Origin of the sequence: uncultured Jatrophihabitans sp. (assembly GCF_964244045.1) — a bacterium.
GTDB lineage: Bacteria > Actinomycetota > Actinomycetes > Mycobacteriales > Jatrophihabitantaceae > Jatrophihabitans.
On sequence record NZ_CAXTHK010000020.1, the window covers coordinates 69,845 to 80,339 of the forward strand.

The window sequence follows — 10,495 nt, forward strand, 5'->3', positions numbered from 1 at the left end:
CCCGAAGAAGATGATCTACGGGCCATGCGGCGGGGTGCGCCCGGACGGCAGCTGCGAGATGCGTCCCGGGCCCTGCGCCTTCCCAGAACCGGTGACCGACGGACCGGCCGTCGCCGGCGTGCCACCGCACCGGGTGCCGCGTGTGCTGACCGACGTCAGCGCCCCTGCTTTCGACCCCGACGCGCTGGCCACGATCTGCCGTTCGCTAGCAGGTACGTCCGACGCGGTGCTGGTCGGTGAGCACCACAACCGTCCGGATTTCCCGCCCACGATGCTCGCGCAGCTGCTGATGGCAGGCGGCGCCCGGCCGTGGATCACGCTGGCCTGCCGCGACCGCAACCGGGTCGTGCTCGAGCAGGAGTTGCTGGGCCTGCAACGGCTGCAGGTCGAGGGCGTCCTGTGCGTCACCGGCGACGGCCGCGGGCCGGACGTCCGCCCCGACGTCACGCAGGTGTTCGACCTCGACGGCCCGCGGTTGACCGGACTGGCGGCGAGCCTGGGCCTCTCGGTCGCGGTGCCCGAATCGCCCTTGGCGCCGCCGGTAGACCTGCGCCCGCGCCGCCTGGTGGCGAAACAACGCGGCGGAGCTACGCTGGCCGTCCTGAACCACGTCGCCGCGGCGTCGGCCGTCAAGACATTCATGGCCCGGGCCCGCGACGAGGGGCTCACCATCCCGGTGATCGCGGCCGTGGCCGTCTACACCGACGAGCGCTCAGCCACCGCGTTGGCCGGCCTACCCGGCCTCGAGCTCGACGCCGCCTCGGTCGACGAGGTGCGCACCGCACCCGACCCGGTGGCCCGTGGCATCGACGTCGCGGTGCGCGAAGCCACTGAGCTGCTAGCCGTTGAGGGTGTGGCGGGCGTCAACCTGTCGGGGCTCGCCTCGGGCCGCGGCTGGGAGTTCGGTGCCGACGTCAAGAGCCGCGTCGGGGCGCGGATACTCGAAGGGTTCCGCACATGAGCGACGCGAGCGAGGCCGAATTCGGCACGATGGCCGCCTGGACGGCCGACGCCGCGCAGGCGCTAGGCCCCGACCACTTCGTCCCGGCAGGGTGTCGCGGTTCGGGCGGGCCGTCGGCACTGGACTGGTTCCTGCACCACCTCGACGTCGGTCCCGAGACGATGCTGCTCGACGTCGGCGCCGGGGTCGGCGGCCCGGCCGGCTACGCGCGCAAGCAGCGCGGTGCATCCGCCCTGCTGGTGGAACCGGAACTTGCGGCCTGCCACGCGGCCCGCACGCTGTTCGACGTCCCCACGGCGTGCGCCGACGCCGCGGCGCTGCCGCTGCCCGACGCGAGCTTCGACGTCGTCTGGTGCCTGGCCGTGCTGTGCACGACGGCCGACCAGCCCGCCGTCATGCACGAGCTGCGACGGGTGCTGACTCCGTCGGGCCGGCTCGGCATGCTCGTCTACGTCGCTGCCGGCGAGGTCCACGGCCCGCCCGAGGGCAATGACTTCCCCACCGAGGAAGGGTTCGCGCAGTTGTGCGCCGGCGCGGGGCTCACCGTCGTTGAGCGGACCGCGCTCAGCCACCTGCCCGATGCACCCGCGCCCTGGACGGCCAGGGAGCGTGCGGTGCGCGACCTCATCGCCGACGACCACGGCGAGGACGAGGCGTGGCGCGAGGCGGCGCGCCAGGAGAAAGCCATCGGCATGCTCATCGGCAGCGGCGCTGTGATCGGGCAGCTGTTCGTGCTGTCCCCCACGAGCTGACGAGTACGACGACCCGCGCGCGGGTATGGACTGGTCATGGCTGAACTCGCTCCCGGTCACGACGTCGTCGACGTCCTGACGGAAGACCATCACCTGGTCCTCGAACTCGTCACCACCATCAGCGACTTCCCTGATGCGGAATCGCGACGCAGCACCGTCGACACCGTCATCGCCGAACTCGTCCGGCACTCGGTCGCCGAAGAGATGTTCGTCTACCCGGCGATGCGCCATCACCTGGCCGACGGCGACGAGCTGGTGAGGCACGACATCGAGGAGCACCAGGAGCTCGAGGTGACGATGAAGGCACTCGAGGGTGCCGATCCGTCCGGGCTCGAGTTCAACGAGCTCGTCGACACGCTGGAGGAGCAGCTTCGCCACCACGCCACCGACGAGGAGGAGGAACAGTTCCCGAAGCTGCGCCAGCAGTTGCCCGAGGACGTGCTCGTCGAGCTGGGCAAGAAGGTCGTCGCCGCGAAGGAACTCGCGCCGACCCGACCGCACCCGGCCTCGCCGCACTCGGAGCTGTTCCACAAGACGCTGGGCACCGGAGTAGGCATGGTCGACAAGCTGCGCGACGTGCTGAGCGGCCGCGCCCGCAATGTGTGAGGAGCTGACATGACGTCACAGATCCCGCCGTCCGCAGTCCCCGGACCCGACGGCAAGCCGGAATGGGAACAGCCCGCCGACGACGACCAGCAGCCCGGCCCGTTCTCGGGCACCGAGACCGACTCCGAGGGTAAACCGACCGGCGGCGACGCCGAAGGCGCGGGCAGCAAGGACGACCCCCGGGCTCAGTGACCCAACCGGACGGGTCAACGTGTCGGACGCTCAGTCGCGCAGGTCCAGGCCGAGCGAGTTCAAAGCCAGATCCAACCGGCCACAGGTGCCCGCGCAAGGTCACTGTGGCCGGTATGTAGCTCGTTGGCACCGGTCTCGCGCTTCCCGACCCACCCGATTTGTAGCCCGAACAGCGGGATGCGCATGCTGGCGATCCGCCGCACGCTGTCCTGATGGGCACGCATCAAGCGCTTCCGCGGCGGCAACGATTCAAGACGCTCCATCGCCGTCAGCATCTCGCGCCGATCCGGAGGGCGGGTCACACTCGATAACGCAGATCACGGCCGGGTCTCGAGCATTACCCGCGGCGGCGGGCTACCCGTTCGCGGTAGGCGGCCGCCTGCCGGCGCTGCGTCTGCACCCCGCGTTCCTCGCGTAACCGTTGCGCAGTGCCCCACGGGTAGCCTGCGCGCTGGGCGATGCGCTCTACGGTGTCGCCGGCCAGGATGGCCATCAGCAGGAGTACGCATGCCCCGGTGACGAACGCGGTCAGCGCACGGACGGCCGTCGACGCCGGGATCACCAGCACGACCACCAGTTCGGGTACTGCGACCATCACCAGCACACGCGCGAGATGGCGACCCAGCCACGTGCCGACCGTGACGTCGTGCAGCACCCACTCGGAATACTTCGCCGGTAACGAGCCGACGAGCGCGTAACGCAACCACAGCAGCGGTCCCGGGCGAGTCATGTCGTCTACCCTACGCCAATCCTTGGTGTACCAAGGATTGGGGTACGCTGTCCCTCATGGCGAAGTTGATGCGCTCGGCGGATGACCCGCTCGCCCTCGAGCGGCAGGTGTGTTTCGCGCTGGCCGTGGCGTCGCGCAGCGTGGTGGCGCTCTACCGGCCGGTGCTCGAGCCGATGGGTCTCACACACCCGCAATACCTCGTCATGCTGGCGCTGTGGGAGGAGTCCCCTCGCTCCCTGCGCGAGCTGGGCAACGTGCTCCACCTCGACCCCGGGACGTTGTCCCCGCTCGTCAAGCGGCTGGAACGTGCGGAACTGGTGACCCGCGAGCGCGACCCCCGCGACGAACGCAACCTCGCCCTCACTCTCACCAGGCAGGGCCGGGCGCTGCGCCGGCGGGCCGAAAAGGTGCCCGCCGAGATCATCCGTCGGCTCGGGGTGCCAGTAGCGGAACTCGAACACGCGCGGCTGGTCGTCACCGACCTGCTGGCAGCCGCAGACCGGGCGATCACCGCCACCTGACCCCGCGCCAAGCGCCTACGGGGTGGTGGTCAGCCGGGCGCGGCCGGCCTCGGTGATGACGCGGTCGTGCTGCTCGGCGGCCAGCAGCGGTGGGCGCGTCGTGTACAGAGCGGCAAGTGCGGCGCGGTCCAGGCCGGCGCGGCGCGCGGCCTGATGCACCTCGAGTTTGTGCAGGCGGCCTCCCGGCGCGGCGGCCACCTCGATGAGCACGGCCTGCACGGGGTCGCTGGTGCCGCCTGGCTGCGCCGGGTTGTGCGCCGGTTCCGCGGCCAGGGCGTCGAGCTGTTCGATGATGCCGCGCAGCGCCACACGCAGGGCCGCGGCCTCGTCGCGAGGGTCCGTGGACGCGCCACCGGTCCCCTGCCAGGTGCGATGCGGATGGCGGCGCACGTACTCCCGTTCGAGCTCGAGCATGCGTGAGGTGTGTCGCGCGAACTGCTCGGCGGTGCCGTGCAGGAACACCCAGTTGCGGGTGGCGTGGGCCTGGGTGCCCTGCGCCTCCAGTTCCTCGTCGGTCAGGTCGGCGGCGGGCCGACCCTGGTCGCTCATTGGCCGGTCACGAACGGGGTGTCGACACCGATGACGCCCGTGCTGTGCGAGCCTCCGGGCGCGCCGAGCGGGACGTCGCGGCCGGGCAGCACCTCGGTGAAGAAACGGATGTTGTCCTGGACGAACTCGGTCTGATCGTCCGGAACCCGGCGGTCCTGGCTGATTGCCTCGACCGGGCACACCGGCTCGCAGGCACCGCAGTCGATGCACTCCTTGGCGTTGATGTACAGCTTGCGCCCGCCCTCGTAGATGCAGTCGACGGGGCATTCCTCGATGCACGACTTGTCCATCACGTCGATGCAGGGCTGGGCGATCACGTAGGGCATCGTGCGATTGTCCTTTCCGGGTCTTACGCAGAAACGAGGGCCGGCGTCTCGAGGTCAGAGGAGTGGCCGGGGAACAGTGCAGCGGCCGGGTCGATGAACACCGCGGCATTGTTGACCGCGGTGGCGACTTCGCCGAAGCCGACCGAGATCAGCCGCACCTTGCCGTCGTAGTCGGTGATGTCACCGGCGGCGTACAGCCCGGCGACAGTCGTGCGCATCGCCGAGTCGACGACGAAGTGCCGGTTGTCGTGCAGGTCGGCGCCCCACGCGCGCAGTGGCCCGAGGTTGGCCTTGAAGCCGAGCGCGGCGATGACCGCCGAGCACGCGAGCACCTGCTCGACCGGGCCGGCCGGGCTGTCGATGCGGACGGTGGCCCGCTCGAGCCATGTCTCGCCGTGCAGTTCGGTGACCTGTGCGTCGGTGACGATCCGGATGGACGAAGCGTGCGCGGCCGCGACGGTCGCGGCGTGCGCGCGAAACTCGGCCCGTCGGTGCACGAGCGTGACCGAAGCCGCGATCGGCTCGAGCATCAGCGCCCAGTCCAGCGCCGAGTCGCCACCGCCGACGACGATCACGTCGGCTCCGGCGTGCACGGCGGGGTCGGGCACGAAGTAGGCGAGCCCACGTCCGACATGCTCGGTGCCGGCGGCCAGCGCGCGCGGCGTGAATGTGCCGATGCCGCCGGTGACCACGACCGCCCCGCACCGCACCGTGGTGCCGGCCGAGGTCGTGACGACGCAGCCGTCGGCGGCGCGCTCGAAGGTCTGCGCCTCCTGGTCGAGCAGGTAGACCGGGGCGTAGGGCGCGGCCTGCTCGAGGAGGGAGTTGACCAGGTCCCGGCCCTTCACGGCGGGCAACGCAGCAATGTCGTAGATCAGCTTCTCGGGGTACAGCGCCGCGACCTGACCGCCTACCTCGGACAGCGAGTCGACGACCGCGACCCGCAGGCCGCGCACACCGGCGTAGAACGCGCCGTACAGCCCGACCGGACCGGCGCCGACGATGAGCAGGTCAACCTCGACTGAGTTCGTCATGACCGCGCCGCTCAGACGCGCTTGACGTCGAAATCGGCCCGCTGACCCGTACCGAACCGGCGTAGCGCACCCTCGGGGCCGGACGCGTTCGGGCGGATGAAGATCCAGTTCTGCCAGGCCGTCAACCGTCCGAAGATCTTGGTCTCGACCGTCTCCGGACCGACGAAGCGGTGGTTGGCTTCCATGCCGGTCAGGGCGTCGGGCGACAACGACGCGCGCTCCTCCAGGACGATGCGCAGCTCGTCCTCGAAGTCGATGTCGTCGAGCGCCATGGTCACCAGCCCAAGCTCCTCGGCTGTCGTGCTGTCGACAGTGTCGCCGAGGCGTTTCTCGACGGCTGCAACCTCGTCCGGGCGGCCCCAGAAGCGCGATTGCAGGCGAGTCAGGTCATTACTCATCACGAGTGGGCCGGTGTTCATGGCCGTGACCGTGAGGGTGGCCGGCGGGAGGTCGTCGTCGCGGTCTTCGTAGCTGCCGTCGAGCATGTACTGCCGGTCGGCGGCCAGGGCGAGCTCGAGCAGCGACCCGGCGAAGCAGCTGCCCGGCTCGATGACTGCGATCAGGGTGCGGCTGGTGACGTCCAGGCGCTTCAGCGTCCGCTTGAGGTAGTGGCGCACCTCGTTGACGAACCAGTCGTCGGCCAGTTCGACCAGCTGCGCGTCGTAGGCGAGGACACGCGCAGCGTCGCCCTGCGTACGCAGCACCCAGGTGCCGAGCTCGGGCTCGTTGGTACGTAGCCGCAGGATCAGGTCGTCCAGGGCTCGGGTGACAGCCAGCGGCCAGTAGTCGACGCCCTGGGCGAGCACCGCGGCCGCGTCCGCGGGCGGTGCGTCTGCGGGGCCTGAGATGGTGATATCGACTCGACGGGCGGCGCGGTCGAGGCGGGCCTCGACGAAGGGGTAGCTGATCCGCTCGTCTGCAACCTGTCGATCGAGCGGGGTAAGCGTCACGCCGGTGGCATCGGCCGGTCGGCCGGAGGTCGCAGCAGCGGTTCGGGCGCGGGTCTGGACAGCGTCGGCGAAGCGGGCGCGCGGCACGCTCTCGTCGACGAGCCGCCACGCCACGGCTTGCGCGCCACGGATGCCCTCGGACTTGGTGGCGAAGATGTCGGCGTGGTCCTTGCGCACCAAGCGCTTGTCGACGACGCGGGTGAGGCCGCCGGTGCCGGGCAGGACGCCGAGCAGCGGCACCTCGGGCAGCGAGACCGTCGACGAGCCGTCGTCGATCAGGACGATCTGTTCGCACGCCAGCGCCAGCTCGTAACCGCCACCGGCCGCGGTGCCGTTCACGGCGGCGAGGTAGGTCTGACCCGAATTGGCAGTGGCGTCCTCGATGCCGTTGCGGGTCTCGTTGGTGAATTTGCAGAAGTTCACCTTCCAGGCGTGCGAGGACTGCGCGAGCATGCGGATATTTGCGCCGGCGCAGAACATCTTCTCGAGGCCGCCGGTGACGACGACGGCCTTGACTTCCGGGTGCTCGAAGCGCAGTCGCTGGGTGGCGTCGTACAGCTCGATGTCGACGCCGAGGTCGTAGGAGTTCATCTTCAGCTCGTAGCCGTCGACGAGCCCGCCGGCAACGTCGACCGTGAGGGTGAGCGTCGCGATCTCGCCGTCGACGTCGAGCTTCCAGTGTCGGTAACGCTCGGGTGCGGTGTCGAAGTCGACGGTCGTCACGACCGGCTTGTCGGCGAGCGCGGTCATGAGCGAACTCCGCGAGTGAATGACGAGGGAGCGTGGCCTTCGGCGCCCGGAGCGCAGCGGAGGGCGGTCATCCGAGTGCTTCCTCGGCCAGGTGTACATAGTCGAACTCGACCGGCTGGTCGTTGATGCCGGTCTTCGGGGCGGTGATCCAACCCGCGAACTCACCAGGCTCGTAGTGCGGCACCATCAACGCGGCGACTGCGGCGCGGTCGTCGTCGTTCGGCAGCCAGGCGCCGACCTGTGCGTCCCACTGCTCGTCGGTGAGGACCGTGCCGTCGGGGCTGACGTGGTGGCCGGAGTAGGCGCCGACCTTGCGGTTGAAGCCCTCGTGCGGCAGGAACAGTCGCTGCTCGAGGCCGGCGTCCTCAAGGGCCCGGTTCCAGCGCCGCACGCCGTTCTCGCAGTCGGCGACGTACTCGTCGCGCAGGTCGAGGTTCAGGGCGGTGAGCATCGGTACCGTCTCGCTGATGATCGTGCCGTCGCGCACCGTCTTGACCTCGCGGGTGTCGTCCGTCAGCAGGTGGTCATCCTTGCGGCGCGTCTCCTGCCAGCGGCCCTTGAGGCCTGCCGTGTAGTACGCCGCAACGTTGCTGGAGCGTTCGGAGCCGAAGAGGTCCATGGACACGGAGTACTGGAAGTTGAGGTATTTCTGGATGACCTCGAGCGGGATGGCGCCTGCCGCGAAGATCTTCGCCGGCTCGACTCTGCCATCTCCCCCGGAGCTGAGCTCGACCATGACCTCGGCCGTGCGCTCGACGACGCGCTGCACGCCCGTGGTGCCGACAAACATGTGGTGCGCCTCCTCCTTGAGCATGAACTCGCAGGTGCGCGCCAGCGGGTCGAACGCCGACTCCTTCAAGGTGCCGAGCTGGTACTTGCCGTCGCGGTCGGTGAAGTAGGTGAACATGAAGAACTGCAGCCAGTCGGTGGTCTCCTCGTTGAACGCACCGAGGATGCGTGGGCTGTCGAGGTCGCCAGAGTTGCGCTTGAGCAGCTGCTCGGCCTCGGCGCGACCCTCGCGGCCGAAGTAGGCCTGCAGCAGGTAGACCATCGCCCAGAGGTGTCGCCCCTCCTCGACGTTGACCTGGAACAGGTTGCGCAGGTCGTACAGCGACGGCGCGGTGTTGCCCAGGACGCGCTGTTGCTCGACCGACGCGGGCTCGGTGTCGCCCTGCACCGTTATGAGCCTCATGAGCTCCGCGCGGTACTCGCCCGGCACCTCCTGCCACGCCGGCTCGCCCTTGTGCTTGCCGAACGCGATCGTGCGGTCCGGGTCCTGCTCGGCCAGGAAGATGCCCCAGCGGTACTGCTCCATCGGCACGTGGTCGAAGTGCGCCCAGCCGTCGCGGCCAACGGCAATCGCGGTGCGCAGGTAAACGTCCTGGGTGGGCAGCGCGGGACCGAGCTGCTTCCACCAGTCGAGGAACTTCGGCTGCCAGCTCTCGAGCGCACGCTGCAGCCGGCGGTCGCCGGCCAGGTTGACGTTGTTCGGAATCCGCTCGCTGTAGTCGATGGTCGACAGCGGCCCGGTGGGGGCCGGGGCGTTGCCCGTTCGGGTGTCGGTCGCGTGCAATGACATGGGATCTCCTCGCGTCGGCTGGCATCCCTATTGTCTACACAACGCTTGCGAATCCGCAAGATTCTGTTGAATGTTTGTCGGTCGATCACCCTGCTGGGTAGGACGCGGGAATGGACGGATTCGCAGACACGATCGGGATCGGCACGCTGACGGCGCAGGACGGCGCGGCAAGGGCAGAGCTACACGCCGAGCAACGGCACCTCAATCCGGCCGGGACGGTGCACGGGGGCGTCTTGGCGACCCTCGTCGACACCGCGATGGGGGCGGCCGTTCGCAGCACCACGGACGACGGCGCCGTCGCGGCGACCACCCAGCTGACCATCGCCTATCTGCGACCGGGCCACGAAGGACTGCTGACCGTGCATGCCCGCGTCGGCAAGCAGGGCCAGCACGTGCTGGTCTGCGAGGCGCAGGTGGCGCAGGACGGCGAGGCATTGATCGAGGCGCTGGCCACCTTCGCGATCATTAGCAAGTCATGACAGTGCTGGCTCGAATCGAGTCCTCGCGCCAAGCGACATGTTGGCGCGACTCTCGGCGGGGTAGGACGAGGTGAGTGCGAGCAGACGATGAGGATCGAGCGTGACGACCAACGCAGCCGACTCGGCGGATCGCGATCGTCGACAAGCCTTGTCGGTCGCGCGCATCGTCGATGCCACGCTTGCGCTGATCGACGAGCAGGGAATCGGCGCAGCCTCGATGCGAACGGTGGCTGCCCGGCTCGGTGTCCGAGCGATGTCGCTGTACAAGCACGTGGACAGCCGCGAGGTGTTACTGGACGCCGTCGTGGAACGAGTTGTGAACGAGCTCGCCGATGATCCGCTTGTGCAAACTGCCCCCGATGATGGTTGGCGGCCTTACCTGCACGCGATGGCGCACGGCGTTCGTCGTTACGCTCGGGCGCACCCGCACGCGTTCCCGCTGGTCGCCACGCGTCCGCCGACCGCTCCGTGGATCAATCCGCCGCTGCGGTCGGTCCGCTGGGTGGAGGCGTTGCTGGCCAGCCTTGCGACGGAGGGTTTCACCGACGAGCAGGTGTTGTTCACCTATCGCAGTTTCAACAGCTTCCTGCTCGGCTACCTGCTGCTGGAGACCAGCGCGATGGCTCTGCGCGATCCAAAGCCGGGTGACGGCTCGTTCTCGACCGGCTCGACGGACCCCGACAGCGACGCCGCGGACACGAACGACCCGGTTCCCGGTGGACTTAGCCCGACCCGGACACCCGCACAGCGCGAGGCCATCGATTCTGCGGACACGCCGCACGAACTCGTGGATCCTGGCGACGACGTGGATCCCGATGCCTTCCCGGTCGTGCACCGCCTGGCCCGCGGCCTCGCAGCGGACCTGTGGGAGCAGGAGTTCAAGACCGGACTGGAACAAATGTTGGACCGGATTGAGAGTTTCGTCAGCTCCTCGGGTAGAGCTGGTGACAGCGGAGGCTGACACCGTAAGCCAGAGGTCGTCAGATCCGACTTTATCCAAGCGACGAAGGGGACGTCATGACGAACATCGGCAACCTGCAGGACATCATCGGTCACACCGCCATCG

The 10,495-nt window shown here is 69.0% G+C and carries 13 protein-coding genes; 7 read left to right on the forward strand and 6 right to left on the reverse strand.

Features of this window, described 5'->3' with window-relative positions; all coding sequences use genetic code 11:
* The first annotated feature begins 10 nt into the window (after positions 1–10).
* The 4 genes from ACFFC4_RS15145 to ACFFC4_RS15160 are packed head-to-tail and all read left to right on the forward strand — an operon-like array spanning position 11 to position 2,511.
* Entirely contained in the window at positions 11–961 is a 951-nt protein-coding gene (locus ACFFC4_RS15145) for a methylenetetrahydrofolate reductase (RefSeq protein ID WP_375502340.1), read from the forward strand.
* Positions 958–1,713 carry a class I SAM-dependent methyltransferase gene (locus ACFFC4_RS15150; RefSeq protein WP_375502312.1) on the forward strand — a complete coding sequence of 252 codons (756 nt, stop codon included), beginning with the start codon at positions 958–960 and terminating at the stop codon, positions 1,711–1,713. The genes ACFFC4_RS15145 and ACFFC4_RS15150 overlap by 4 nt, the downstream gene beginning before the upstream one ends.
* Positions 1,714–1,749: 36 nt before the next feature.
* Positions 1,750–2,319 carry a hemerythrin domain-containing protein gene (locus ACFFC4_RS15155; protein WP_375502314.1) on the forward strand — a complete coding sequence of 190 codons (570 nt, stop codon included), beginning with the start codon at positions 1,750–1,752 and terminating at the stop codon, positions 2,317–2,319.
* Positions 2,320–2,328: 9 nt separating this feature from the next.
* Positions 2,329–2,511 carry a hypothetical protein gene (locus tag ACFFC4_RS15160; RefSeq protein WP_375502316.1) on the forward strand — a complete coding sequence of 61 codons (183 nt, stop codon included), beginning with the start codon at positions 2,329–2,331 and terminating at the stop codon, positions 2,509–2,511.
* 337 nt (positions 2,512–2,848) lie between these two features.
* Here the strand turns inward: ACFFC4_RS15160 and ACFFC4_RS15165 are convergent, their stop codons facing one another.
* Positions 2,849–3,241 (reverse strand): DUF5313 family protein, encoded by a 393-nt coding sequence (locus ACFFC4_RS15165; protein WP_375502318.1) that lies wholly within the window; start codon positions 3,239–3,241, stop codon positions 2,849–2,851.
* A gap of 56 nt (positions 3,242–3,297) precedes the next feature.
* Here ACFFC4_RS15165 and ACFFC4_RS15170 point away from each other — a divergent pair, with 56 nt between their 5' ends.
* Positions 3,298–3,762 (forward strand): MarR family winged helix-turn-helix transcriptional regulator, encoded by a 465-nt coding sequence (locus ACFFC4_RS15170; RefSeq protein WP_375502320.1) that lies wholly within the window; start codon positions 3,298–3,300, stop codon positions 3,760–3,762.
* A gap of 15 nt (positions 3,763–3,777) precedes the next feature.
* Here the strand turns inward: ACFFC4_RS15170 and ACFFC4_RS15175 are convergent, their stop codons facing one another.
* From ACFFC4_RS15175 to boxB, 5 genes are all read right to left on the reverse strand, one after another.
* A complete protein-coding gene (locus ACFFC4_RS15175; protein WP_375502322.1) occupies positions 3,778–4,311 on the reverse strand; it encodes a DUF6158 family protein in 534 nt (177 codons plus the stop codon).
* Positions 4,308–4,637, reverse strand: a complete 330-nt coding sequence (fdxA, locus tag ACFFC4_RS15180; protein ID WP_375502324.1) for a ferredoxin — start codon at positions 4,635–4,637, stop codon at positions 4,308–4,310. The genes ACFFC4_RS15175 and fdxA overlap by 4 nt, the downstream gene beginning before the upstream one ends.
* A 23-nt stretch (positions 4,638–4,660) precedes the next feature.
* Complete coding sequence (locus ACFFC4_RS15185; RefSeq protein ID WP_375502326.1) at positions 4,661–5,671, reverse strand: NAD(P)/FAD-dependent oxidoreductase; 1,011 nt, start codon at positions 5,669–5,671, stop codon at positions 4,661–4,663.
* A gap of 11 nt (positions 5,672–5,682) precedes the next feature.
* Positions 5,683–7,371 carry a 2,3-epoxybenzoyl-CoA dihydrolase gene (gene boxC, locus ACFFC4_RS15190; protein WP_375502328.1) on the reverse strand — a complete coding sequence of 563 codons (1,689 nt, stop codon included), beginning with the start codon at positions 7,369–7,371 and terminating at the stop codon, positions 5,683–5,685.
* Between the two features lie 67 nt (positions 7,372–7,438).
* Positions 7,439–8,950: a benzoyl-CoA 2,3-epoxidase subunit BoxB gene (gene boxB, locus ACFFC4_RS15195; protein ID WP_375502330.1), complete on the reverse strand. Its 1,512-nt coding sequence runs from the start codon at positions 8,948–8,950 to the stop codon at positions 7,439–7,441.
* Between the two features lie 110 nt (positions 8,951–9,060).
* Here boxB and ACFFC4_RS15200 point away from each other — a divergent pair, with 110 nt between their 5' ends.
* Both ACFFC4_RS15200 and ACFFC4_RS15205 read left to right on the forward strand, forming a co-directional pair.
* Positions 9,061–9,429, forward strand: coding sequence for a PaaI family thioesterase (locus ACFFC4_RS15200; protein ID WP_375502332.1), 369 nt, complete (start codon positions 9,061–9,063; stop codon positions 9,427–9,429).
* Between the two features lie 100 nt (positions 9,430–9,529).
* On the forward strand, positions 9,530–10,390 hold the full coding sequence (locus ACFFC4_RS15205) for a TetR/AcrR family transcriptional regulator (RefSeq protein WP_375502334.1): 861 nt from the start codon (positions 9,530–9,532) through the stop codon (positions 10,388–10,390).
* Positions 10,391–10,495: the final 105 nt, after the last annotated feature.

Excerpts from the sequence above, each read along its gene's own strand:
- boxB (WP_375502330.1), bottom strand. The coding sequence starts at position 8,950 with ATGTCATTGCACGCGACCGACACCCGAACGGGCAACGCCCCGGCCCCC.
- ACFFC4_RS15150 (WP_375502312.1), top strand. The coding sequence starts at position 958 with ATGAGCGACGCGAGCGAGGCCGAATTCGGCACGATGGCCGCCTGGACG.
- boxC (WP_375502328.1), bottom strand. The coding sequence starts at position 7,371 with ATGACCGCGCTCGCCGACAAGCCGGTCGTGACGACCGTCGACTTCGAC.
- ACFFC4_RS15200 (WP_375502332.1), top strand. The coding sequence starts at position 9,061 with ATGGACGGATTCGCAGACACGATCGGGATCGGCACGCTGACGGCGCAG.
- ACFFC4_RS15170 (WP_375502320.1), top strand. The coding sequence starts at position 3,298 with ATGGCGAAGTTGATGCGCTCGGCGGATGACCCGCTCGCCCTCGAGCGG.
- ACFFC4_RS15160 (WP_375502316.1), top strand. The coding sequence starts at position 2,329 with ATGACGTCACAGATCCCGCCGTCCGCAGTCCCCGGACCCGACGGCAAG.
- ACFFC4_RS15145 (WP_375502340.1), top strand. The coding sequence starts at position 11 with ATGATCTACGGGCCATGCGGCGGGGTGCGCCCGGACGGCAGCTGCGAG.
- ACFFC4_RS15185 (WP_375502326.1), bottom strand. The coding sequence starts at position 5,671 with ATGACGAACTCAGTCGAGGTTGACCTGCTCATCGTCGGCGCCGGTCCG.
- ACFFC4_RS15155 (WP_375502314.1), top strand. The coding sequence starts at position 1,750 with ATGGCTGAACTCGCTCCCGGTCACGACGTCGTCGACGTCCTGACGGAA.
- ACFFC4_RS15175 (WP_375502322.1), bottom strand. The coding sequence starts at position 4,311 with ATGAGCGACCAGGGTCGGCCCGCCGCCGACCTGACCGACGAGGAACTG.
- fdxA (WP_375502324.1), bottom strand. The coding sequence starts at position 4,637 with ATGCCCTACGTGATCGCCCAGCCCTGCATCGACGTGATGGACAAGTCG.
- ACFFC4_RS15165 (WP_375502318.1), bottom strand. The coding sequence starts at position 3,241 with ATGACTCGCCCGGGACCGCTGCTGTGGTTGCGTTACGCGCTCGTCGGC.